Genomic DNA, 22,634 nt, shown 5'->3' on the forward strand with positions numbered 1-22,634 from the left:
TCACAGTTTTTAGAAACTGTATATTTAGTATACGTCATGACGCGCCAAATGGTTCACTTTCCCCATCATTTCCCATCATTCGATGTGCTACAGATTGGAAACCCGCTCTTGCTAGTCGTCCGGATCTTCTACTGCTACAATATAAGATATTCCAATTGAACAGAATCGAGTTGAATCTTTCATGTACAACCATATCATCATCGGCGCCGGCATTCTCGGTGCTTCGACGGCCTATCATTTATCGAAGGCTGGTGAACGCGTCTTACTCGTCGATCGGAAGGAACCTGGTCGAGCCTCTCATGCGGCAGCCGGCATTATCTGTCCATGGATGACACAGCGGCGAAATAAGGCATGGTACCAATTAGCGAATAACGGGGCTCATTTTTACAAGACATTGATTCCTGAACTGGAAGCACTCGGTGAGACGAGTACAGGTTATCAGCAAGTTGGCACGATCGCCTTACATGAAACATCAAAAATCGAAAAGATGGAGACGATTGCGCAAAACCGTTTTCCGGAAGCTCCTGCCATCGAACGTATCGAACGACTGGACCAAGATCGTGTCAAAACGCTCTTTCCACTCGTCGAACAGATCGAGGGTGCCTTATTCGTTTCCGGTGGTGCACGCGTTGACGGACGTGCCTTGTGTGCTGCACTGATTCGTGGTGCTGTCGAACACGGTGCGACCGTCCTAGAAGGAGATGCTTCTCTTATCGTAGACAAGGGAGTCGTCACTGGTATAACTATGGAAAATGAACAGTACTTGGCAGAACAGTTCATTTTAACGGCGGGTGTCTGGTTAAATGACCTACTCCGTCCACTTGAGCTTAAAATCGATTTGCATCCGGAGAAGGGACAGATCCTGCAACTCGATTTGACGGATTCTACATCAACGACTTGGCCCGTCGTCATGGGACAACGCGGATTATATCTCGTCTCCATCCACGAAGGGAAACTGATCGTCGGTTCAACACACGAAAAACAGACCGACTACGACTTGAAACCAACCGTTAAGGGGATGTATGCCTTATTGAATCGGGCTTTACCTGTCTTACCGCGTCTCGAAGAAACAACGATTGATGAACTGCGTATCGGCTTACGCCCGTATACGAAAAACTCCCTGCCGGTGATCGGACCGCTTCAAAATCATCCGAACGTGTTCCTAGCGAACGGACTTGGTGCATCTGGTTTGACGATCGGACCCTATCTCGGTAGCCAATTAGCGAAGCTTGCACGTCATCAAGCGCCTGATATCGAATGGACGACTTATGAGCCGACCTATGTCTCTCTCGACTCCTGACCCACTCTATGCTTCACTTTGAAAGGAAGTACACCATTGTCCATGAAACCAATCGTTCCTCTTGAATTATTCGATGCTTTAGATATACGTGTTGGTACAATCCAGTCGCTTTCGGATCTTACCGATGGCTCAATTCAGATTGAACTACAATTCGACGGATTTACGCGTTTATTCTCACTCGACTGGGAATCACTGCGACCCGATGTCCATGAATTGCTTGGAAAACAAGCGATTGCCGTACTCAATATACCTGGTCGTACGCCTGAAGAGTCCGGTCGGGTGCTTGAGATCGGTCGCTCGGAACAATGGATGCCGATTCTCGTCGTACCGGAACATCCGATTCCGGAAGGAGCACGTGTCGAATAAGGCATATCATTTAGAAAAACACTCCCTGTGTCGCTTCGTAATGGAAGCTTTCAAGTGGGAGTGTTTTTTGATGTGCCGTTACATTTTTTCTAAATAATGCACGCTGAATCGTTCATCGTCATCGAGCCAACAATTGACTGAATGAAAACCACTTTGACGGGCAAGTGTCTCAAACTCTTCTTTACTATACTTATAGGAGTTTTCCGTATGAATCGTTTCCCCTTGTTTGAATGGAACCGTCACATCTCCAACTTGCACGAGTTGATCGAGTTGACTCCGAAGATGCATTTCGATTCGTCCTTTTTCTTCATTATAAAAAGCATGATGTTCGAATCGTGTCACATCAAACGTTCCCTTGAGCATCTGATTCAAATGCGTCAACATGTTCAAATTGAATGCTGCTGTGACACCGGCTGCATCATTATAAGCCCGTTCAAGCACATCAACAGACTTTTTCAGATCAACACCGATCAAGAATCCATCGCCCGTTTCAAGAATTCGTGAGGAATGACGTAAGAAGCGCATCGCTTCCTCCGGTTCAAAGTTACCAATCGTCGATCCCGGGAAAAAGATGACTCGTTTTTGAGACTCCTCGACCGGTAAAGAAATCGATTGTGAGTAATCCCCACAGACCGCTTTAATATGCAGCGCAGGATACCGTTCCGACAATTGGCGTGCAGATTCCATTAGGAAGTCTTTTGAGATATCAATGGGCATATACGTATCGAGATGTGTAAATGTCTCCAGTAACATCTGGATTTTACGACTGCTGCCACTTCCATATTCAATCAGTGTATGCACATCGCCGATACTTCGTGCAATCTCCGCTCGATGCTGCTCCAAGATGGCGAGTTCTGTCCGTGTCGGATAATATTCCGGTTGTTGCGTAATCTGTTCGAACAACTGGGATCCGATATGATCATAAAAATATTTTGCCGGTAAGACCTTTTGTTCTCGCATCAGACCTTCGATGACTTCTAAACGCATGTTTTGTTGCGGCGTATATAAATCGTACCCAATGACTGTCTCTCGCATCACATGTCACCTGCCAATCGGAAGCCGCCAAATAACCAACGTTTATCAGGCGGGAAGAAGTTACGGTATGTCTCGCGAATGTGATCGTCAGGCGTCACGCACGCTCCTCCACGCAGTACCATTTGATTACACATGAACTTCGCATTGTATTCCCCGAGTGCTCCTTCAAGCGGTTTACTGCCTGGATATGAACTATAAGCGCTCGACGTCCACTCCCAGACATTTCCGAACATGCTCGCAAGCGTCGTCTCTGACTCTTCGACGGCTACCGGATGGAAGGTTCCGCTTCCCATCATATTACGCTTCGTGACAGAATCGACTTGGCGAGAAGCCCATTCCCATTCCGCTTCTGTCGGCAAGCGTTTCCCTATAAAGCGACTATAAGCGTCCGCCTCATAAAAACTGACATGACAGACCGGTTCATCGAGACGAAGTGGTTCGACACCATTCATCGTAAAGATCGTCCACTCTCCCGCGTCATCCTTCATCCAATATAACGGGGCTTTCCAGTCTTCTTTTTGCACCGTCGCAAAGCCGTCAGATAGCCAATACTCTGATTTTTCATAGCCCCCCGCTTCAATGAACGCCAAATACTCCCCGTTCGTGACAGGACGCGTCGCTAATTGAAACGGATGTAACCACGTTTTATGACGTGGACTCTCGTTGTCAAACGCAAAACCGTCTCCTGTATGACCGATTTCGACGAGTCCTTCCTCGAATTGGATAAACGATGTTTCCTTGACTGCATTTTCAGGCACATCTGTTGCCAGCGACTTTGACAGATAAGCAGGTAACAGTGGATTCGTGAAAAAGTTATACTTCACGTCCATCAAGATCAATTCCTGATGTTGTTGCTCGTGTTGTAGTCCCATCTCGACTAACGCTTCGATTTTCCGTTGGTCTTCTGGAGTCCGTTCTTCTTTCAAGAACTCGACCATTTGTCCATCGACATATGACCGGTAAGCAATGATGTCTTCGACGGTCGGACGCGACAGCATTCCCCGTTGTTGACGAGGCTGGTAAGGACCGATTGAATTATAGTAAGAATTGAATAGATAATTGTACTTCGGATGGAAAACGCGATAGTCTTCATTATATTCCTGTAGTATCATCCGTTCAAAAAACCAAGTCGTATGGGCGATATGCCATTTCGGCGGACTCACGTCCGAACTCGCTTGAATGATGAAGTCTTCTGCTTCGAGCGGTTCAATCAAGGCAATTGTTTGGTTACGAACAGTGGCAAATTTTTCGATTAAGTACGATGTCGTTTCAAATAGCATGTCAATCACTCCCTATCCAAAATATTCCGAATCTTTTGGTCCATTTGATGTATACCCCTCCTATGGAAGAGTTATGCTAAAGAAACAAAAAAAGTCCGCTCCGTTAAGAGCGAACTGATCACTTTAATATACTTTATCGCCGTTGAAGATCGAGTTCTTGACGACGACGTAGTCGACCGTCCGAATCGCCTGCAATTTGTTCCCGCCAGCGTACGAAATTGCCGATTGCAAATCTTGCTCCATCTCGATCAACGTATCCGCTAGACTTCCTTTATGCTCGACGAACATCTTCTTTCCTTCGACGTTCTTGCGTTCCCCTTTTTGGAACTCAGAAGCAGAACCGAAGTATTCCTTGACGAGCACCCCATCTACTTCATGCGTCTCACCAGGCGATTCCTCGTGCCCTGCGAAGAGTGAACCGATCATGACCATCGAAGCACCGAACCGAACCGACTTCGCGATATCGCCATGCGTCCGAATCCCGCCATCCGCGATGATCGGTTTACTTGCTGCTTTTGCACACCAACGAAGTGCCGCAAGTTGCCAACCACCTGTACCGAATCCTGTCTTAATCTTCGTAATACACACTTTACCTGGTCCGATCCCGACTTTTGTTGCGTCGGCTCCCGCATTCTCAAGTTCGCGCACCGCTTCTGGCGTACCAACGTTACCCGCGATGACGAAACTTGCTGGTAGAAGCGACTTGATGTGACGAATCATCTGAATGACGGCTTCCGAATGACCGTGTGCGATATCAATCGTGATGTATTCAGGAGTTAGGCCCTCTGCCGCAAGCTGTTCGATCAGCTGATATTCTTCTTCCTTGACACCGACGCTGATTGAAGCGAACAGTTGACGTTCTTGCATCATACGTACGAATGCCAAACGACGAGCCGGTTCGAATCGATGCATGATATAAAAATAATCGCCTTCCGCTAAGAACAAAGCAATCGATTCATCAATGATCGTTTGCATGTTTGCCGGTACGACCGGAAGCTTGAAACGTCTACCACCGAACTCGACTGACGTATCACATTCCGAACGACTACCAACGATTGATTTTGCTGGAATTAATTGAATATCTTCATAATCGAATACTACATCCATGAATAACACCTCTAATTACGAATATTTTTTAATATATTGGCGATAATCATTCGCCCCTTGACTACTATAACGAACTGTCATCATAGTGTCAAAGAAATTTTCGCGTTTTTAAGGTTTTTCAAGAACTTTATTCCGTTACCAGCAATTTAATGTTCGGTTTTTACCGATTTTGTTGTTGTAAATCTGTCAACCAGTGCTCTTCCCAGTCAAAATAGCTCGTTGCTTCGGATGCTTCAAACACGTGATCAGGATAAGGCAGTACTAAAGGAGGACGATCCTGTTTCGGAAAATACGCCAGTTGCTTTGATTCGCCATCGATGGCTTCGAGCGTTCCGCCGACTACCTTACACTCGAATACCGTCGCTACATATTCAACTTCGTTTCCATCTGGGTACGTCAAACGGAACGACTCTCCACCGAAGGTCGCAATCAGACGGACCGGTCGGACGAATAGACCCGTCTCTTCATAGACTTCGCGAATGACTGCCTGTGCCGGTGATTCCCCCAGTTCGATTGCTCCAGCAGGCAAACTCCAAAACGGACCTCCTGGATCCTGAAAGAGGATGTGACCTGCTTCGTTTCGAATGATCGCTGCGACGCATGGTGTAAAAAGACGCTGCGTTCCGACAAGTTGGCGCAGATTGGCATAATAATTAGAGATTGGCATGACGTGACTCCTTTCGGTCTTCTTTTAATAGGGCAAACAAAACAAAGTCTTCCCAGGCATCGTTGATGAAGAGATTTTGTTTCGCGATTCCTTCTTTACGAAATCCGACTTTTTCAAGGACACGGATCGAGCCGATATTCTCTGGCATGACTTCAGCTCGGATCCGGTGGAACTGGTGGACATCAAATAAATGATCCACGAACAATCCGACCGCTTGTGCCATATATCCTCGTCCTGAAAAGGCGGCATCCAACTGGTAGCCAATCATGCACGTCTCCGCTGGTCCACGTTGAACGAACATCGCCGAAACATCCCCAATCAACTGGTCCGTCTCGGATAAAAAAACACCATACGCATAATAAGCATCTTGACGCATCAACTCTAGATGACGATGAATCCGTTCTCGTTGCCCTTCTATCGTGTATTGTTCAGGTGACGGCTTGATAGGCATCCAGTATTCAAAGTGATCACGGTTTCGCAAATTCACATCAAGGATCGCCGCTGCATCGTCCAAGATGTACGGACGAATGTATACAGGAAACATATAACGTCCCTCCATTTCCATTATTATCTTTAGTTCAAGAAGTTTGGGTGTTTCATAATTCATATAGCGGGAATCTACATAATAGTTTTATTACATTACAGTGACAGCATACTATAGAGAAAACTGTCGAAGAAGGAGTGACCTATGTATTCAGACATTGATTTGCTCAATCAAATCAAACAACGCGATTCCGTCGCGTTAGAACGATTATACGATCGTTACGAAAAAACACTCTTTCTTCTATTCCGTCGCACACAAGTCGAGGATGCACTCATTCATGCCGCGATGACGCAATTGTTTCGTACCGTTTGGGAACAACCGACACGTTATCCGAACTTCCAAGGATTCATTTTGCATACATTACGACAACTCAGTAGTAAAAGAGAACATATTCCGACTCGTTGAAAGAATCAGTTATACTCTTTCGACACAAGTAGAATGAACCCTTTAATTGCATGCTTTATTCAGAGAAGAACAGCTTCGTTTGTTCTTTTTTTGTTTTGTCCTTTCTTTTTCGATTCAGGCATGCTATATTATTAAGTAATTATTGTTGTTCGGTGGAGATACGAAGTGTTTCACTTTATATTCGATGAAATTGATCACGGTAGTAATAATCAGTGTGCCAGTCACACGCAGGAGGCAATACACATGGAACAAGGTAAAGTAAAATGGTTTAACGCAGAAAAAGGATTCGGCTTCATCGAGCGCGAAAGCGGAGACGACGTATTCGTACACTTCTCAGCAATCCAATCTGAAGGTTTCAAATCACTTGACGAAGGTCAAGAGGTTTCTTTCGAAGTTGAAGAAGGTCAACGTGGACCACAAGCAACTAACGTTGTAAAACTTTAATTTCCTTTAGACCCTGCTCACGCAGGGTCTTTTTTGTGTTTATATATGCTACACTAGCGATTCAGGAAGAAAGGAGATGTAACATGACACTCGAACAAACCATGCAACACCTTCAAGAGGCTATGCTAAAAGGAGATTTATCACAAGTCTCGCCTCTATTATCTCCCGAATTTACGTTCATCGATGCGTTAGGGCGGTCTTTCGATGCCGAGACCTACCTCGATCATTACGTGGATCCTGCAAACATCCGCTGGTTATCCCGGACCGATGATTTTTCATACATTGATCATTTCGAAGATACGGCAATCCAGTATAGTTTGACAGAAGACCGATTTGAATACGGGACAACTCAATATGTTGGTCGTTTCCGGATCGTATCCATCTATCGTGCTACGTCAAATGGTTGGAAATGGCACTTTGGTCAACTGACATCTCTTGATCCGTCGTAACGGATTCAAGGGATGTTTTTGTTTTCATGTTCCATTCATCGTCAGTTGGAATTGCTTCTCATTTTTCATTCCGTTACACTTGAGGGGTACATATTTTCTGAAAATTCAAGAAGGAGTGTTCCTCATGACGGTTTATAACTTCTCTGCCGGTCCAGCAGTCCTTCCTGCCCCGGTCCTATTGAAGGCTCAATCCGAACTACTCGATTATGAAAATTCAGGACAATCCGTTCTTGAAATGAGTCATCGTTCGCCAATCTTTGAATCGATTCGAGATGCGGCTGAACAATCCTTACGGAGACTGATGTTGATTCCCGATTCGTACTCCGTATTGTTTCTTCAGGGAGGAGCTACACTTCAGTTCGCGATGTTACCGCAAAATCTGGCGACGAAGACCGGACGGATTGATTTCATCGATACCGGCGGCTGGTCGACGAAGGCGATGGCAGATGCCAAACTGTACGCCACGGTCAACGTGCTCGCCTCTTCCGCTGATCACGGGTATCGCTTCATCCCAGAAGGTCCGTTCACGTCAACGGCCGACTATCTGCATATCACTTGGAACAATACGCTCGAAGGGACGACGTATCAGACACCGCCACATGTCGATGTGCCACTCGTCGCTGATGTCTCGTCTTCGATTTTGTCTGAACCATTGCCAATCGAGTCATTCGATGTGTTGTATGCTGGTGCTCAAAAAAACCTTGGTGTCGCTGGTTTAACGGTCGTCATCGTGAAGAACGAGTTGCTTGATCGTGTTCCTGACACGATCGGTGCCTACTTACGGTATGACATCCATGCAAAACAGCGGTCTCTTTATAACACGCCACCGACGTTTAGTCTTTATATGACGAAATTAGTGCTCGATTGGATTGAAGAGACGGGACTCGAGACGATCGCGGCACGAAACGTCTCACAAGCGCGCATATTATATGAAGCAATTGATCAATCCGATCTATTTCATAACCATGTAGCCGTCAAGGATCGAAGCCGGATGAACATTCCATTCTCGACCGGAAGCGAATCGGAAGACGCTGCTTTCTTGAACTTTGCTGCGCGTCACGATTTAATCAACCTTGCCGGTCACCGCTCGATTGGTGGAATGCGCGCGAGTCTTTACAATGCGATGCCGACCGAAGGAGTTACGGCACTGATTCACATCATGCACCGTTTTGAACAGGGGGAACGTTAAATGTATCACATCCAACTATGGAATGATCTATCAGACAAAGGATTAAAACGATTTACATACGACTATCACGTCCAGCGGGAAACGGAGCAACCAGACGCCTTTCTCGTCCGCAGCAAGGATTTACATGACATGCGCTTTCCAGATAGTCTCAAAGCCGTCGCCCGAGCTGGCGTCGGTGTCAATACGATTCCACTCGATCAACTCGCGAACCGCGGGATTCCCGTCTTTTCGACACCAGGTGCCAATGCGAATGCCGTCAAGGAACTTGTCATCGGTAGTTTGTTCCTGACGGCGCGAAAACTCGTCCCGAGTCTGCTTTGGACGAACAACTTGCGCGGACCGGATATTCCGGAGCGGATCGAAGCGAACAAAAAACAATTCGTCGGAACGGAGTTACTCGGAAAACGAATCGGGATCGTTGGACTTGGGGCGATCGGGGCAAACTTAGCCAACACCCTTCACGAGCTCGGCATGACCGTCACAGGCTATGATCCACATATGTCCGTTGAGTCCGCTTGGCGCGTCTCGAATCAGATTCAGCGGGCAACACAGCTCGAGGATCTCCTCGCGACAAGCGACTACATCACGTTGCATCTCCCGCTCCTTGATGCGACGACGGGTTTACTCGATGCGTCACTCTTTTCAAAAATGAAACACGGCGCGACCCTACTCAACTTCTCGCGTGGTGAACTCGTCGATGAACAAGCGTTAGCAGACGTGCTCAGGTCCGGTCGCCTGGCGAATTATGTGACGGATTTCCCGAACGCCTTCATCTTGTCCCTCCCCCGGGTCATTGCTTTACCACATATCGGGGCATCGACAAGTGAAGCGGAGGAAAACTGTGCCATCATGGCGGTCGATCAACTGCGTCTGTTCCTTGAGACAGGAAACATCCGCAATGCGGTCAATTTCCCAGCCGTCGAGTTACCGTTCACTGGAAAACGACGAATTACGATTGCTCACCACAACATTCCGAACATGGTCGGTCAAATCGCCTCCGTGTTAGCGCAAGAGTCGATCAATATCGCGAATATGATCAATGGTAGTAAAGATGCGATTGCCTATACGATCATCGATATCGATAACCATGCGGACGAGATGATTTCGCTCGACCGACTGAATCAGATTCCTGGCGTCTTGAAAACACGCCTACTCTAAAGGAGTGAACCCCATGCCAACTTTCGAACCTTTTGCGGCGTTACGACCGGACTCAAAATATGCGGCAGAATTTGCCGCCTTACCGTATGATGTTTATTCGCGCGAAGAAGCACGTTCCGAGATCCGACGTCATCCGCTGTCTTTTTTACGGATCGATAAAGCAGAAGCTACTCTTCCGTCATTAATCGCTGAAGATGACCCACGCGTTTATCAGCAAGCAGCGCTTGCCTTCGAAGAGAGTCAAACAAACGGCATCTTACAGCTCGATGCAGACGAGACGTATTACATTTATCAATTGTCAGATGGAACACATACGCAATCCGGTTTCGTCGGATGTGTTGCCGTCAGTGATTATGAGACGAATCAAATTCGTAAACATGAGTTCACACGTCCTGATAAAGAGCGCGACCGCGTCCGACACGTCGAACAGTTACAAGCACATACGGGTCCGATTTTACTTGCGCATCAAACCGATGCACAACTCGAAGCAATCGTTACGACGATTACTGCTGGCGATCCCCTATATGATTTCACCGTCGATGGAGTGACGCATCGAATTTATAAAATCACCGATCGCAATCATCTATTGACGATCGGGAGCCAGTTCGCCCGTCACGATGCTCTCTATATCGCTGATGGTCACCATCGTGCTGCAGCAGCAGCCATCGCTGCCAGTCGGACGGACCAGGAGGAAGCACAACGTTTTCTTGGCGTCTCCTTCCCGCAGGATCAATTACGGATTCTCGGTTACCATCGGGTCGTTGAAGATTTGTACGGTCAATCCGTCGTTGATTTCCTTGAGCGATTAGCCCATCGCTTTACGATCACAAAAGGACGTGCCGAACAAACGAAGCCTCACCAAATCGAGATGTATCTCAACCGGCAATGGTATACCCTTTCGTACGATTCTGAACGAACAGGGACGAAAGCGAATCTCGACGTCTCGATTTTACAAGAAGAGTTGTTGACACCGTTACTCGGTATCGAGGATCCACGGACGGACGCACGGATCCAGTTCGTCGGTGGTCATAAGGGGTATGCCGGCCTTGAGCAAATCGTGGACTCTGGACATGCCGCTGTCGCTTTTCACTTGCATCCGACTTCGATCGAAGATTTAATGGCTGTGGCTGATGCGGGAGAAGTGATGCCGCCGAAGTCGACTTGGTTCGAACCGAAGCTTCGGAGCGGTTTACTGATCCATCCGTTTGATTCATAATGCACACGCACTAAAAAAGCAAGTCGCGGATTCGATATCCACGACTTGCTTTTTCTTATACGTGTCGCAAAAGAAGAGCCGACACAGCTTCTACTTGAATAGTTCCCGACAACGTCGTTGCATTTAACAGACTTTCATACGTTCCCTCAAGCGAAAGAGATTGTGCCTCTTCACTTACGTTGACCACGAGCAAGTAAATCTGTTCACCCTGACGTCGCTCGACGACAAATGTCTGTTTTGTATCATCGATCCTTTGGAAATGATACGTTCCGGCATTTGCTAAAACCGGATGCTGTTTTCGAAGATCGATCAACTGTGCAACGTGATCGAACAACTCACGGTTCTGCTTCGTCTCATCCCATTCCATACACGCACGGTTTGCCGGGTCTTGCCCCCCAGTCATTCCAATCTCATCGCCATAGTAGATGACGGGTGAACCCGGAAACGTCAACAGTGTAGTGAAGAGTAACTTCATTCGATCGATATTCCCTTTCGCACGCGTTAGAGCACGCGGCGTATCATGCGAGTCAATCAAATTGAACATGACCTCGTTGACATTTTGAGAATGCCAGTTTAAATTCCGGCTGACTGCATGTGAGAAATCACGAACGCTCGTCTCGCCCGTCGCAAAACAAGTCAAAAAGCTCTCTGTCAAACCGTAATTCATGACGGCATCAAATTGATCGCCGAGGAGCCATGGTTGCGAATCCGTCCAGCATTCGCCGACGATATAACATGTTCCGTTCGCAGCCCGGACTTCCTTTCGAAACTCACGCCAAAACGCATGATCGACTTCACTAGCGACATCCAGACGCCAGCCGTCAACTCCGAATTCCTCGACCCAGTAACGTCCGACGTGAAGCAAATAGTCTTTGACGTCCGGATGGGCAGTATTCAACTTCGGCATGTTTCGTTCAAATGCAAACACTTCATAGTTTGGAATCGATGGATCGACCGGGAAGGAATCAATCGTAAACCAGTTGGCGTATTTTGAGTCTTGTCCCTTTTCTAAGACATCTTGAAATGCTGGGTGCTCTTCACTAATATGATTAAAGACGGCATCGAGTAATACGCGGATACCGTTCTCATGTAGCACATCGATCATCTTGCGGAACGTTTTCTCGTCACCGAACGCAGGATCAAGCTTCAAGTAATCAAGCGTATCGTATTTATGATTGGATGGTGCCTCAAAGACTGGGCAGAAGTAGACACCCGTGACGCCGAGACGTTGTAAATGATCGACGTGATCAATGACCCCTTGAAAATCTCCACCGAAGAAATTCTGAAAAGCCGGTGCTTCACTTCTCCACTCCTTCGTTCCCGCTGGATCATTCGTCGTGTCACCATTAGCAAATCGTTCCGGGAAAATTTGATACCAGACCGTATCCTTCACCCAATCCGGTGTATCAAAGACATCCGTCGCATGAACATATGGCACAGAAAAATAATAGCCTGGATGATCGAGTGGTGATTCGTCATACCAGCCACGCTCGGTTAAAACGGCTATCTTATCGCCATGAACCTCAAACCCATACCGTACCCGCTTCCGTTCTGGACGGATTGCAATGAACCAATAATCATACGTCGCGTCACTTCCATTGTGTTGCATCGGTGTCCGCTCTACTTTCCATGATTTTTCTTTCTCCGGATCAAAGTTCCAATCTCGGTCTTCTTCTTTTTCTGCTTCCCATTCATACGGATCACCATATATCAATTCAACTTTTTCAATATCATCTTTAGCCGTCATAAGTCGGATATGGACCGTCTCTTGATCATAGGTATAAACAAATGGTGATAATGCGCGATGAACTACCCCAGCCTGGTTCAAATTCTGCCACTCTCCCTTAAATTGATATTTCTCTATCGGTAAAGTTCCTTTCTTCCACATCGCTTAAACGTATTTAGTAGAAATTCAACTGTTCCACCGACATTTTAGTTCAGTCTGTCAGGTAGTTTAAGGTATACTGATAACGCATAGGAAATCAGGGATTTCTGATATTACGGAAAGAGAGTGGATACGAAATGGGTCGTAAATGGAACAACATCAAGGAAAAAAAAGCATCAAAAGACAAAAATACGAGTCGGATCTACGCAAAGTTCGGTCGTGAGATTTATGTAGCGGCTAAACAAGGTGAACCCGATCCAGAATCAAACCAAGCATTAAAGGTCGTTCTCGAACGAGCGAAGACATACAACGTGCCACGTGCCATCGTCGATCGGGCGATTGAAAAAGCAAAAGGTGGAGCGGAAGAAAACTACGATGTCTTACGTTATGAAGGATTCGGTCCAAGCGGTTCAATGGTCATCGTCGAAACGTTGACGAACAATGTTAACCGGACGGCTTCTGACGTCCGTGCTGCATTCGGAAAAAATGGCGGAAACATGGGCGTGAGCGGATCCGTCGCTTATATGTTCGATGCGACGGCAATCTTTGCCTTCGAAGGTAAAACTGCAGATGACGTTCTCGAGTTGATGATGGAAGCGGATATTGATGTGCGCGATATCCTCGAAGAAGACGAATCTGTCATCATCTACGCTGAGCCGGAACAATTCCATGCTGTGCAAGAAGCGTTGAAAGCTGCAGGGATCACCGAGTTCTCACTTGCCGAACTCGTCATGCTCGCTCAAAACGAAGTCGCGTTGTCTGAAGACGACGTCGCACAATTCGAGAAAATGATCGATGCACTGGAAGATCTTGAGGATGTGCAACAGGTCTACCACAACGTAGAACTATAATCAAAAAGACAAGGGGATGGTCACGACCATCCCCTTGTCTTTTTGATTATAGTTTCTGTATCGGTTAACGCCCAGAATCGGTCACGCACCGTCTGTATTCATCATAAAGTATGAAACGCGTTTCATAACAAGAACTAAAAAAGATTCATTTATGATGTTTATTTCTTGAATTTAATGGGAATAGTAATATTCGGTGTTGATTATAACTTATTTTGCTTTGAAGAAATAAAAGGAGGAACGAACGATGACATATTCTTTAATTGAAACATTCAAACACATCGTAAGCGAGGCAACTAGCTTTAAGCGCGTTGATTTCGGAGGATACGATATTTATATGCAGACAACAGATGGACGAACGATTACGGCACACATCCGCTATGATGGTGGTGGAACAGACTTCAATGAAGCTTATTTAATGCTAGAATCGAGTACCGGTCAACGTCGCACAGCGACCTTAACGCTTTATCAATTCGAACATCTTTCTTCTTATACTGCACACAGTGAACGGACACGTGCCCTAGTCACAACAAGTGCTTAATGACTATAAAACACGTCTCTCATTCGAGAGACGTGTTTTTTTAATTTTCTTCTCGCTCGAGGCGTTCGAGTTCTGCGTGCGTTTGTGGGAATCCATTCGCTTGCCAATCTGCCCGATGAATGGAATCAAGTTGTGTCAGTCCGACTTCAGCCGGATCGCGTTTCGCGTCGACACTTGGACGATGGTCAATATCGTCTGAAGTCGTTTTTCGTTGTTGGTATTGTTGATAGGCGATTGTCGCAATCGCCGCTAGACCACCTAAAATGACACCTGTCTTGAATGTTGCTCGCATGAAAGTTCCCCCTCTATGGTCATTAGTTGTGCTCTAGGTAGATGTACCCGAGTTACTTGAATTTGAATCATTCTTCTCATGGATCAACGTGTTATTTGAAAAAAATCAAAAAAAAATTCAGCCTATTTCTGCCGTGTTCCTACATATTTAATAATCAAGAGAGAAAATGGCTCTATCCCTTATGCTTCAACGCTTCACGTCATGCAAGAGGGAAAAAAGTACGCTATACTTGATTCAGAAACATCTTCGACGAACAAAATGAATCGTGTCTTCTACTGGACAGTTCCGAGCTTCAACAGCTTGCGTTCGCGTCCCTTTTTCATTTTTGGTCGTCGATGTCACAAAGGAGGGAATTTCGTGTCCGTGATGCACGGGGCTATTTTACTGCCCATATTGATCAGTCTTTTCATTCCGCTTCTAGCGAAACGCCTTCCGAACATTCATACCGGTTGGTTTGTACTTGTCGTACCTGTACTGCTCGTTTCGTATTTCAGCCGCTTTCTCGCTGGTACGATGTCAGGTGAGACCTTTACGGCACGCATGCCGTGGATACCATCGCTCGGTATCGATTTCGTCACGTATCTCGACGGACTCGGCTTATTGTTCGCACTATTGATCACAGGAATCGGCTCACTCGTCGTTCTTTATTCGATTTTTTATTTAGATGCGAAAAAAGAATCACTCGGAACATTTTATGTTTATCTGTTGATGTTCATGACCGCCATGCTTGGCGTCGTGCTGTCAGATAACATGATCGTCCTCTATCTGTTCTGGGAATTAACGTCGATTTCGTCGTTCTTATTGATCGCCTATTGGTACGAGCGGGAACGTTCTCGTTACGGCGCTCAAAAATCGATGCTGATCACCGTCTTCGGTGGACTAGCGATGCTTGGGGGAATCGCGATTCTCTCAACACTCAGTGGATCGTTAAGTATTCGTGAGACCTATGCGTCGCTTGAATCGATTCAAGGTGAACCCTTCTTTTCGGTCGCCCTCGTTTTATTCTTGCTAGCTGCCTTCACGAAATCGGCTCAATTTCCGTTCCACATCTGGTTACCGGATGCGATGGAAGCACCGACCCCTGTCAGCGCCTACTTGCACTCGGCAACGATGGTCAAGGCAGGGTTGTATCTTGTCGCTCGTTTCAGTCCGATTTTTGCGGATGAGTCGCTCTGGTTCTATCTCGTCTCATCTGTCGGAATATTCACCTTATTCTGGGGTTCACTCAATGCGGTGAAACAACATGATTTGAAAGGAATCCTTGCTTACTCGACGATTTCTCAGCTTGGATTGATCATGTCCTTGCTCGGACTCGGAGCAGCCGCCTTGCACGTCGACGCGTTAGATGACGGATTATATACGATTGCGACAGTCGCTGCGATCTTCCACCTGATCAACCACGCGACGTTTAAAGGCAGTCTCTTCATGATGGCGGGAATCGTCGATCACGAGACTGGTACTCGCGACATTCGGAAGCTCGGTGGTCTTGCGCAACTCATGCCGATTTCGATGACGATTGCGATGATCGGGACCCTTTCGATGGCGGGGATTCCACCATTCAATGGTTTCTTAAGTAAAGAGATGTTCTTGACAGGTGTACTTGAAGTTTCAGGATCTGACTTGTTCCACTTACCGTCTTACGGTTGGATTATTCCTGTACTCGCCGTCGTCGGAAGTATCTTTACATTCGTCTATAGCATCTTGATTGTCCGCAGAACGTTCTTCGGTAAGCGTCAAGACGACAAGTTACCGAAAACACCACACGAGGCACCGATTGGCATGTTGATTCCACCTCTCGTCCTCGTCTCGCTCGTCGTCATCATCGGACTCTTCCCGAATATATTATCGGATACGTTGATCCGACCGGCAGTCGAAGCGATCTTACCGCAAGTCGTTGATGCGGGTGGCAAGATTGATGTGCATATTTCAATGTGGCATGGATTCAATACTGAATTATTCCTGACACTCGTGATCATCAGTGCTGGCGTAATCTTGTATAAAACACTCCCACGTTGGCAATCGCTTTACAACCGGATGCCACGTGCCGTCTCCTTGAATCATCAATATGACGCCTTGTTACGTCGTGGTGAACAGACATCGACAAAGATCCATGATAGGGTCATGACCGGATACATGCGGTCGTATCTCGTCTACATCTTCGGATTCATCGTCATCTTGATCTTGACGGCATTATACGGGTTTGATGCCTTCCGCTTCGCGGTTGATCCAATCAGCTCGATTGACGCGTATGAGATCATCCTTGCACTCGTTCTCGTTTCGAGTGCCCTCTCGATCACCTTTGCGCGTTCACGACTGACATCGATCATCTTGCTCGGTGTGACAGGTTATACGGTCGCTCTGTTCTTCGTCTTGTTCCGAGCGCCAGACCTTGCCTTGACGCAACTCGTCATCGAGACAGTATCGGTCGCTCTGTTCCTGCTCGTTTTCTATCGTTTACCGGAAATCAGCCGGAAAGAAGAGCGCATTCCGTTCAAGCTCGGCAACGCCTTGATTTCGGCACTCGTCGGACTGACGGTGACACTCGTCGCACTTGCTTCTCTCAGCCAACGATCGTTTACTTCAATCGCCAAATATTACATCGATAATGTCGCTGATCTTGCCGCTGGCGGTAATATGGTCAACGTCATTCTCGTCGACTTCCGTGGCTTCGATACGTTGTTTGAGATTGCCGTTCTCGCACTTGCCGGAATCGGAATTTACACGATGATTAAATTCAGACGAACAGGAGGGATGGATAAATGAAAAAGCAGACAAAAAAGCATACGAATGACGTCATCTTAGAGTCCGCGACTTCCTTTATCACGTTCATCATCTTCCTGTTTGCTGTCTACTTGTTCTTTGCTGGACACTATACGCCAGGTGGCGGTTTCATTGGTGGTCTTGTGACGGCGTCTGCTCTTGTCTTGATCTTACTTGCTTACGACATCAAGACGTTACGCCGGATTTTGCCATTCGACTACAAATGGATCACGGCTCTTGGCATGTTGATTGCCGTACTGACGGCTTCAGGAGCGCTTGTCTTTAACGTCCCGTTCTTCACACATGCACATGACTATTTCAACCTACCGTTATTCGGTAAGACATCACTTCATACGGCGATGTTGTTTGATCTTGGTGTTTATCTTGTTGTAGTCGGTGTGACGATGACGATTATTCAAACGATTGGGGAGAGTGATTAATATGGAAATCATCATGGCGATCGCCGCAGGCATCCTGACGATGTGTGCCATTTATCTCATTCTTTCGAAAAGTATTCTTCGCATTATCATCGGAACAGGGTTGCTCAGCCACGCTGCCCATCTACTCGTCATGACGATGGGTGGATTAAAACGAGGCGCGGCTCCGGTCTTAAAGGACGGCGTGACTTCCTATACGGATCCACTACCGCAAGCACTCGTCTTGACCGCCATCGTCATCAGCTTTGGTGTCACTGCCTTTTTCTTGGTACTCGCTTATCGTGCCTATCAAGAACTCGGAACCGATAATATCGAAGAGATGAAAGGAACCGATTCGAATGATTAACTTACCGCTACTACCAATCATCATCCCTTTGTTGACGGGTGTCATCTTGATGTTTTTCCCGAGACACCTCAAAGGACAACGAATCGTTTCCCTCTTTTCGACGATTTTGACTGTCTGTGTCTCCATCTATCTTGTGCTGACTGTCCGGTCGAACGGCATCTTAACAGTCACACTCGGTAGCTGGCCAGCACCTTTTGGTATCACACTCGTCTCTGACATGCTATCCGCTTTACTCGTCACGACGACGAGCATTCTTGTTCTTTGTATCATCTGGTATGCCATTGTCTACTTGAGCGTTTCCTATCAACGATACTACTATTTCATCGCCGTTCAATTCCTGCTCGTTGGTGTCAATGGTGCCTTTACGACAGGTGATATCTTTAACATGTTCGTCTTCTTCGAAGTCTTCCTGATTTCGTCTTATGTCTTGATCGTTCTCGGCGGGAAACCGGCACAATTACGAGAATCGCTGAAGTATCTTTTGATCAACGTCATCTCGTCCGCATTATTCGTCATGACGGTGGCCTTCTTGTACGGAATCATCGGATCACTCAGCATGGCGGATATCAGTCAAAAGATTTCAGAGGTCGGACAGCCGGCAATCCTAAACGTCATCGCCTTGTTATTCCTGATCGTCTTCGGATTAAAAGGTGCGATCTTCCCGCTCTACTTCTGGTTACCTGGTTCTTATCAAGTACCGCCGACGCCTGTTCTTGCTCTGTTCGGTGCCTTGCTGACGAAGGTCGGGGTCTACGGGATTTTACGGACGTATAGTTTGTTCTTCTCAAATGAGATTGGAACGATTCATCAAATCTTAAGTATCCTTGCTCTCAGTACGATCATCATCGGGGTGATCGGTGCGCTTGCGACACGGGATGCGAAGCAAATCATCATCTACAACATCATCGTCGCAGTCGGGGTCATCTTGTACGGGGTTTCCCTCATGACACCGCAAGCACTAGAAGGTGCGATTTTCTACCTTCTTCATGATATGTTGATCAAAGCCGCTTTATTCCTTCTCGTAGGGATCATGGTCGGAATTGCCGGCTCGAGTAAACTGAAAGATATGGGAGGGATGATCAAAACCTATCCTGTACTATGTTGGACGTTCTTCATCGCGGCGTTATCACTTGCCGGGATTCCACCGCTCAGCGGGTTCATTGGGAAATTCCTGATTGTTCGTGGTGGTATTGAAGCTGGTGAGTTGATTGGACCGATCATCGTCTTACTATCAAGTCTGCTCGTCTTGTATTCCGTCGTTCAATTGTTCATGCGTGCCTTTTGGGGAACACCGAAGACCTACTCGGGTGATAAACAAGCGCTTGTTCCCAAGCTGCTAGTTCCTACGATTGTCTTAGTTGCGCTCAGCGTTCTCTATGGAGTAGGTGCTGAGGCGATGCGTCCACTGATTCAACAAGCCGTCGAACCGTTGACGAATCCAACGCTCTATATCGATGCCGTACTAAAAGGAGGTCGTTAATTCATGGCATTTCAAGTCTTGCTCAACTTATTTCTTGCATTCTTGTGGATGTTTCTCTCAAACAATTTCTCGGCCTCCGGTTTCGTCATCGGTTACGCGCTAGGGCTGATTGCGATGTTCGCTTTCCGTCGCGGCTTCAAAGGTCGCTTTTATCTCGGACCTGTCGTCGCACTCGTCCTATTGTTTTTCCGCTTTCTCTACGAGCTTGTCGTCGCGAACATCGATGTCTTGAAAATCATTTTAAAGCCGAAGTTAGATATTCAACCTGGTATTTTCGCCTATGAGACCGAACTCGATCAACCGTGGCAAATCACGTTGCTGTCAATGCTGATCACGCTGACACCGGGAACGCTTGTCGTTGATATCTCGGATGATAATAAGACACTCTACATTCATGCACTCCACATGCCAGAGGTCGATGAAGCGGTCGCTTCGATTCGTGATAGTTTTGAGAAAGCCATTCTGGAGGTGAGTCGGTGATGTTCGATATTTTAATCTATATCGCACTCGGGGGTGTCTTTCTCTCGATGCTTGGTCTGTTTTACCGGGTCATCAAAGGACCAAGTGTTGCGGATCGTGTCATAGCGCTTGATTCAATTGGTATCAGCTTGATTTCAATCGTTGGACTTGTCTCGATCATCTTACGGACGAGCGACTACCTCGAAGTCATCCTGTTGATTGGTATACTCGCCTTCATCGGTACAGTTGCCTTTTCAAAATATATCGAGAAAGGAGAGATCATCGAACGTGATCGCAACCAATGAATTGATCGTCGCGGTCTTCGCCTTGCTCGGTATGGGATTTAGTCTCGTCACCGCGCTTGGTCTGATCCGCTTACCGGATGTCTATACGCGTGCTCACGCTGCATCTAAAAGCGCGACATTAGGTGTCATGTCGATTTTAATCGGCGTCATCATCTATTTCGTCACTGAAGATGGATTCTTCTCCTCTCGTGTCGTTCTCGGCATTCTGTTCGTGCTCATCACAGCACCAATTGGAGGACATCTGATCGCTCGTGCTGCATATTACAGCAATGTGCCGCTATGGAAATCGTCTGTTCGAGACGACTTGTCCCAGAACAAAGAACATGTGGAACCAAAGAAACGTCAAGATGATGTATAAGTATCGCTATGACAAAACCCTCGCTTCCATTCACGGAAGCGAGGGTTTTTTGATTAGGAACGCTGTAAAAATGAGGCAGCAAACAAGAGTGCCAACTCATCACGATTATCTAGCAATTCTTCTAATGTATGCTGTTCCAGTTCCCGGATATAAGCTCGAAGCGCTCGTCCGAGCACACCTTTTAGACGGCATCCTGGTTCGATGACACAATGACTGTTGCTTCCAAAACACTCGACGATATCCATCGGTTCCATCTCCCGAACGACTTTCCCGATGTTGATGTCTTTTGGCTCACGAATCAAACGGAGTCCGCCTGACCGACCTCTTGTTGATTCGACATAGCCAAGTTTCGCTAATTGTTGTGTTACCTTCATTAAATGGTTGGATGAGATGCCATAATGCTTGGCAATCTGCGGCATTGGTGTGATAACATCCCGGTGCACCCCGAGATACATCAACACACGTAGTCCATAATCCGTATACTGTGTAATTCTCACGATCCTCACTCCATTCCTTCCCAAAACTGCACTGTAATCGTACCATGAAATACGAAACTGACTACATTGTTTTGTCTCATGATTCGAAATTCTGATAAACCTCTATAGGGTTTACGTATGGAATGAAATATTGGATTTAAAATACGAGTTTTAAAAACAAAAAACTACTCCTCCTTTCCTGTTCGAAAGAAGAAATAGTACTGTTTCGTTTTTACTTTATTTTTTGTACAGCCCTTTCACGACATCATTGAAACGGTCAGCATAGTTCGTAAAAACACCTGTAACACCATAATCCAGCATACGTACCATATCCGCTTTTTCATTGACAGTATACGGGTGAAGTAATAAATCATGCGCGCGAATCGCTGAGATGTTCTCACGTGTCAACGCTTTGAAGGAAGGACCGACACCGACTGCATACTGACGGATTGCAGTCAATCGATCATCCGTCAATGCCTTGACTTCGTTCGCTTCCATCAACTGAATAAGCGGTACATTCGGATCCATGGCTTTGATTTTTTGAAGGCTTGCTTCACTGAACGATTGAATTAAGACTTGACCCGGTTTTACACGATCACTCGATAAACCATAAGCTTTTAAGGTATTCAATAACTTCTCTTCCATACCTGGATAAACCTCTGGCGATTTTGTTTCAATATAATAGTTCGCATGCTTTCCATATGTCGAGAAAATTTCTTCAAGTGTCGGCACTTTTAATCCAGCGTACTCTTTTCGAGCAAGTGAAGGGTTTACTTCATTGAACCAGCTTCCTGCATCAAGCTTCTTGATTTCTTCAAGTGTCTTGTCTTTGACAGCACCCGTCCCATCTGTCGTCCGATCAACCGTTTCATCGTGCATCGCAATCAATTGACCATCTTTTGTCATCTGTAAGTCAATCTCGATGTAATCTGCTTTAAATTTCTTATGTCCCATTTCATAAGCTGGCATCGTATGCTCTGGTGCATACCCTGAAGCTCCGCGGTGAGCGACGTTGATGATTCGATTTGGATCGAGCAATGATTTTCCTTTTGATTGTGCACCGACATCTTCTGTCGGAAAACCTGTACTTAATATCGCGCCTGCAGCCATCGTTAACCCAAATTGTTTCAACATAATTGATTCCCCCTTGAAATATTCTTACAATACCTATCCTAAGTCGTATGTATGAAGCTGATATAGAGAAAATGTAAATGTCATTTCGTGATTTGATGACAAAGTGTTATTACGACATAGAAAAAGACCCGTTCGATCAAACGGGTCTTCTTG

At 46.4% G+C, this 22,634-nt stretch carries 26 protein-coding genes; 17 read left to right on the forward strand and 9 right to left on the reverse strand.

What is annotated here, in order from left to right; all coding sequences use genetic code 11:
• The first annotated feature begins 181 nt into the window (after nt 1–181).
• Together KNQ12_RS02120 and KNQ12_RS02125 are read left to right on the forward strand one after the other, a co-directional pair.
• The gene (locus tag KNQ12_RS02120; RefSeq protein ID WP_214746093.1) at nt 182–1,300 is read left to right on the forward strand and encodes an NAD(P)/FAD-dependent oxidoreductase; all 1,119 of its coding nucleotides are present in this window, start codon (nt 182–184) and stop codon (nt 1,298–1,300) included.
• 42 nt (nt 1,301–1,342) lie between these two features.
• Nucleotides 1,343–1,666, forward strand: coding sequence for a hypothetical protein (locus tag KNQ12_RS02125; RefSeq protein WP_214746096.1), 324 nt, complete (start codon nt 1,343–1,345; stop codon nt 1,664–1,666).
• Nucleotides 1,667–1,744: 78 nt separating this feature from the next.
• Here KNQ12_RS02125 and egtD read toward each other — a convergent pair whose 3' ends face one another.
• From egtD to KNQ12_RS02150, 5 genes are all read right to left on the reverse strand, one after another.
• Nucleotides 1,745–2,701 carry an L-histidine N(alpha)-methyltransferase gene (egtD, locus tag KNQ12_RS02130; RefSeq protein ID WP_214746098.1) on the reverse strand — a complete coding sequence of 319 codons (957 nt, stop codon included), beginning with the start codon at nt 2,699–2,701 and terminating at the stop codon, nt 1,745–1,747.
• On the reverse strand, nt 2,701–3,981 hold the full coding sequence (gene egtB / locus KNQ12_RS02135) for an ergothioneine biosynthesis protein EgtB (RefSeq protein ID WP_214746102.1): 1,281 nt from the start codon (nt 3,979–3,981) through the stop codon (nt 2,701–2,703). The genes egtD and egtB overlap by 1 nt, the downstream gene beginning before the upstream one ends.
• 123 nt (nt 3,982–4,104) lie before the next feature.
• Nucleotides 4,105–5,088 carry a GMP reductase gene (gene guaC / locus KNQ12_RS02140; RefSeq protein WP_023468525.1) on the reverse strand — a complete coding sequence of 328 codons (984 nt, stop codon included), beginning with the start codon at nt 5,086–5,088 and terminating at the stop codon, nt 4,105–4,107.
• 160 nt (nt 5,089–5,248) lie between these two features.
• Nucleotides 5,249–5,755, reverse strand: coding sequence for an NUDIX domain-containing protein (locus KNQ12_RS02145; protein ID WP_214746104.1), 507 nt, complete (start codon nt 5,753–5,755; stop codon nt 5,249–5,251).
• Nucleotides 5,742–6,299 carry a GNAT family N-acetyltransferase gene (locus tag KNQ12_RS02150; protein ID WP_214746107.1) on the reverse strand — a complete coding sequence of 186 codons (558 nt, stop codon included), beginning with the start codon at nt 6,297–6,299 and terminating at the stop codon, nt 5,742–5,744. Before KNQ12_RS02150 ends, KNQ12_RS02145 begins: the two co-directional genes overlap by 14 nt.
• A gap of 144 nt (nt 6,300–6,443) precedes the next feature.
• Here KNQ12_RS02150 and KNQ12_RS02155 point away from each other — a divergent pair, with 144 nt between their 5' ends.
• From KNQ12_RS02155 to KNQ12_RS02180, 6 genes are all read left to right on the forward strand, one after another.
• On the forward strand, nt 6,444–6,704 hold the full coding sequence (locus tag KNQ12_RS02155; protein ID WP_035397016.1) for an RNA polymerase sigma factor: 261 nt from the start codon (nt 6,444–6,446) through the stop codon (nt 6,702–6,704).
• Nucleotides 6,705–6,947: 243 nt separating this feature from the next.
• Nucleotides 6,948–7,148, forward strand: a complete 201-nt coding sequence (locus tag KNQ12_RS02160) for a cold-shock protein (RefSeq protein WP_023468529.1) — start codon at nt 6,948–6,950, stop codon at nt 7,146–7,148.
• 83 nt (nt 7,149–7,231) lie between these two features.
• The gene (locus KNQ12_RS02165) at nt 7,232–7,597 is read left to right on the forward strand and encodes a nuclear transport factor 2 family protein (protein WP_214746111.1); all 366 of its coding nucleotides are present in this window, start codon (nt 7,232–7,234) and stop codon (nt 7,595–7,597) included.
• Nucleotides 7,598–7,721: 124 nt separating this feature from the next.
• Nucleotides 7,722–8,786, forward strand: coding sequence for a 3-phosphoserine/phosphohydroxythreonine transaminase (gene serC, locus KNQ12_RS02170; protein WP_214746116.1), 1,065 nt, complete (start codon nt 7,722–7,724; stop codon nt 8,784–8,786).
• The gene (locus tag KNQ12_RS02175; protein ID WP_214746119.1) at nt 8,787–9,944 is read left to right on the forward strand and encodes a phosphoglycerate dehydrogenase; all 1,158 of its coding nucleotides are present in this window, start codon (nt 8,787–8,789) and stop codon (nt 9,942–9,944) included.
• A gap of 13 nt (nt 9,945–9,957) precedes the next feature.
• The gene (locus KNQ12_RS02180) at nt 9,958–11,160 is read left to right on the forward strand and encodes a DUF1015 domain-containing protein (RefSeq protein ID WP_133207447.1); all 1,203 of its coding nucleotides are present in this window, start codon (nt 9,958–9,960) and stop codon (nt 11,158–11,160) included.
• Between the two features lie 55 nt (nt 11,161–11,215).
• On the opposite strand, the gene KNQ12_RS02185 is transcribed toward KNQ12_RS02180, so the two are convergent.
• On the reverse strand, nt 11,216–13,048 hold the full coding sequence (locus KNQ12_RS02185; RefSeq protein WP_251055695.1) for a glycoside hydrolase family 13 protein: 1,833 nt from the start codon (nt 13,046–13,048) through the stop codon (nt 11,216–11,218).
• Nucleotides 13,049–13,182: 134 nt separating this feature from the next.
• Here KNQ12_RS02185 and KNQ12_RS02190 point away from each other — a divergent pair, with 134 nt between their 5' ends.
• A complete protein-coding gene (locus KNQ12_RS02190) occupies nt 13,183–13,896 on the forward strand; it encodes a YebC/PmpR family DNA-binding transcriptional regulator (protein ID WP_023468535.1) in 714 nt (237 codons plus the stop codon).
• Between the two features lie 244 nt (nt 13,897–14,140).
• Nucleotides 14,141–14,434: a hypothetical protein gene (locus KNQ12_RS02195; protein WP_023468536.1), complete on the forward strand. Its 294-nt coding sequence runs from the start codon at nt 14,141–14,143 to the stop codon at nt 14,432–14,434.
• 40 nt (nt 14,435–14,474) lie between these two features.
• Here KNQ12_RS02195 and KNQ12_RS02200 read toward each other — a convergent pair whose 3' ends face one another.
• Nucleotides 14,475–14,726: a hypothetical protein gene (locus tag KNQ12_RS02200; RefSeq protein ID WP_023468537.1), complete on the reverse strand. Its 252-nt coding sequence runs from the start codon at nt 14,724–14,726 to the stop codon at nt 14,475–14,477.
• Nucleotides 14,727–15,083: 357 nt separating this feature from the next.
• Here KNQ12_RS02200 and KNQ12_RS02205 point away from each other — a divergent pair, with 357 nt between their 5' ends.
• From KNQ12_RS02205 to mnhG, 7 genes are read left to right on the forward strand one after another with little or no spacing between them, the layout of a single operon-like run.
• A complete protein-coding gene (locus tag KNQ12_RS02205) occupies nt 15,084–17,489 on the forward strand; it encodes a Na+/H+ antiporter subunit A (protein ID WP_214746122.1) in 2,406 nt (801 codons plus the stop codon).
• On the forward strand, nt 17,486–17,926 hold the full coding sequence (locus tag KNQ12_RS02210; protein ID WP_023468539.1) for a Na(+)/H(+) antiporter subunit B: 441 nt from the start codon (nt 17,486–17,488) through the stop codon (nt 17,924–17,926). Before KNQ12_RS02205 ends, KNQ12_RS02210 begins: the two co-directional genes overlap by 4 nt.
• 1 nt (nt 17,927) lies before the next feature.
• Entirely contained in the window at nt 17,928–18,269 is a 342-nt protein-coding gene (locus KNQ12_RS02215; protein ID WP_023468540.1) for a Na(+)/H(+) antiporter subunit C, read from the forward strand.
• Entirely contained in the window at nt 18,262–19,749 is a 1,488-nt protein-coding gene (locus tag KNQ12_RS02220; RefSeq protein ID WP_214746125.1) for a Na+/H+ antiporter subunit D, read from the forward strand. The genes KNQ12_RS02215 and KNQ12_RS02220 overlap by 8 nt, the downstream gene beginning before the upstream one ends.
• A gap of 3 nt (nt 19,750–19,752) precedes the next feature.
• Nucleotides 19,753–20,229 carry a Na+/H+ antiporter subunit E gene (locus KNQ12_RS02225; protein ID WP_023468542.1) on the forward strand — a complete coding sequence of 159 codons (477 nt, stop codon included), beginning with the start codon at nt 19,753–19,755 and terminating at the stop codon, nt 20,227–20,229.
• Between the two features lie 47 nt (nt 20,230–20,276).
• Nucleotides 20,277–20,513 (forward strand): Na(+)/H(+) antiporter subunit F1, encoded by a 237-nt coding sequence (locus KNQ12_RS02230; protein ID WP_369792030.1) that lies wholly within the window; start codon nt 20,277–20,279, stop codon nt 20,511–20,513.
• Complete coding sequence (gene mnhG, locus KNQ12_RS02235; protein ID WP_023468544.1) at nt 20,497–20,871, forward strand: monovalent cation/H(+) antiporter subunit G; 375 nt, start codon at nt 20,497–20,499, stop codon at nt 20,869–20,871. Before KNQ12_RS02230 ends, mnhG begins: the two co-directional genes overlap by 17 nt.
• Before the next feature lie 53 nt (nt 20,872–20,924).
• Here the strand turns inward: mnhG and KNQ12_RS02240 are convergent, their stop codons facing one another.
• Together KNQ12_RS02240 and KNQ12_RS02245 are read right to left on the reverse strand one after the other, a co-directional pair.
• Nucleotides 20,925–21,368, reverse strand: a complete 444-nt coding sequence (locus tag KNQ12_RS02240) for an Rrf2 family transcriptional regulator (RefSeq protein ID WP_214746128.1) — start codon at nt 21,366–21,368, stop codon at nt 20,925–20,927.
• 216 nt (nt 21,369–21,584) lie between these two features.
• Nucleotides 21,585–22,481, reverse strand: coding sequence for a glycerophosphodiester phosphodiesterase (locus tag KNQ12_RS02245; protein ID WP_214746132.1), 897 nt, complete (start codon nt 22,479–22,481; stop codon nt 21,585–21,587).
• Nucleotides 22,482–22,634 lie beyond the last annotated feature (153 nt).

Source organism: Exiguobacterium sp. s11 (genome assembly GCF_018619015.1).
GTDB lineage: Bacteria > Bacillota > Bacilli > Exiguobacteriales > Exiguobacteriaceae > Exiguobacterium_A > Exiguobacterium_A indicum.

Excerpts from the sequence above, each read along its gene's own strand:
- KNQ12_RS02160 (WP_023468529.1), top strand. The coding sequence starts at position 6,948 with ATGGAACAAGGTAAAGTAAAATGGTTTAACGCAGAAAAAGGATTCGGC.
- KNQ12_RS02190 (WP_023468535.1), top strand. The coding sequence starts at position 13,183 with ATGGGTCGTAAATGGAACAACATCAAGGAAAAAAAAGCATCAAAAGAC.
- KNQ12_RS02125 (WP_214746096.1), top strand. The coding sequence starts at position 1,343 with ATGAAACCAATCGTTCCTCTTGAATTATTCGATGCTTTAGATATACGT.
- egtD (WP_214746098.1), bottom strand. The coding sequence starts at position 2,701 with ATGCGAGAGACAGTCATTGGGTACGATTTATATACGCCGCAACAAAAC.
- guaC (WP_023468525.1), bottom strand. The coding sequence starts at position 5,088 with ATGGATGTAGTATTCGATTATGAAGATATTCAATTAATTCCAGCAAAA.
- KNQ12_RS02245 (WP_214746132.1), bottom strand. The coding sequence starts at position 22,481 with ATGTTGAAACAATTTGGGTTAACGATGGCTGCAGGCGCGATATTAAGT.
- KNQ12_RS02215 (WP_023468540.1), top strand. The coding sequence starts at position 17,928 with ATGGAAATCATCATGGCGATCGCCGCAGGCATCCTGACGATGTGTGCC.
- KNQ12_RS02145 (WP_214746104.1), bottom strand. The coding sequence starts at position 5,755 with ATGCCAATCTCTAATTATTATGCCAATCTGCGCCAACTTGTCGGAACG.
- KNQ12_RS02155 (WP_035397016.1), top strand. The coding sequence starts at position 6,444 with ATGTATTCAGACATTGATTTGCTCAATCAAATCAAACAACGCGATTCC.
- KNQ12_RS02225 (WP_023468542.1), top strand. The coding sequence starts at position 19,753 with ATGGCATTTCAAGTCTTGCTCAACTTATTTCTTGCATTCTTGTGGATG.
- KNQ12_RS02195 (WP_023468536.1), top strand. The coding sequence starts at position 14,141 with ATGACATATTCTTTAATTGAAACATTCAAACACATCGTAAGCGAGGCA.
- KNQ12_RS02220 (WP_214746125.1), top strand. The coding sequence starts at position 18,262 with ATGATTAACTTACCGCTACTACCAATCATCATCCCTTTGTTGACGGGT.
- KNQ12_RS02175 (WP_214746119.1), top strand. The coding sequence starts at position 8,787 with ATGTATCACATCCAACTATGGAATGATCTATCAGACAAAGGATTAAAA.
- KNQ12_RS02120 (WP_214746093.1), top strand. The coding sequence starts at position 182 with ATGTACAACCATATCATCATCGGCGCCGGCATTCTCGGTGCTTCGACG.
- KNQ12_RS02180 (WP_133207447.1), top strand. The coding sequence starts at position 9,958 with ATGCCAACTTTCGAACCTTTTGCGGCGTTACGACCGGACTCAAAATAT.
- KNQ12_RS02200 (WP_023468537.1), bottom strand. The coding sequence starts at position 14,726 with ATGCGAGCAACATTCAAGACAGGTGTCATTTTAGGTGGTCTAGCGGCG.
- KNQ12_RS02185 (WP_251055695.1), bottom strand. The coding sequence starts at position 13,048 with ATGTGGAAGAAAGGAACTTTACCGATAGAGAAATATCAATTTAAGGGA.
- KNQ12_RS02230 (WP_369792030.1), top strand. The coding sequence starts at position 20,277 with ATGCTTGGTCTGTTTTACCGGGTCATCAAAGGACCAAGTGTTGCGGAT.
- serC (WP_214746116.1), top strand. The coding sequence starts at position 7,722 with ATGACGGTTTATAACTTCTCTGCCGGTCCAGCAGTCCTTCCTGCCCCG.
- KNQ12_RS02210 (WP_023468539.1), top strand. The coding sequence starts at position 17,486 with ATGAAAAAGCAGACAAAAAAGCATACGAATGACGTCATCTTAGAGTCC.
- egtB (WP_214746102.1), bottom strand. The coding sequence starts at position 3,981 with ATGCTATTTGAAACGACATCGTACTTAATCGAAAAATTTGCCACTGTT.
- KNQ12_RS02150 (WP_214746107.1), bottom strand. The coding sequence starts at position 6,299 with ATGTTTCCTGTATACATTCGTCCGTACATCTTGGACGATGCAGCGGCG.
- KNQ12_RS02165 (WP_214746111.1), top strand. The coding sequence starts at position 7,232 with ATGACACTCGAACAAACCATGCAACACCTTCAAGAGGCTATGCTAAAA.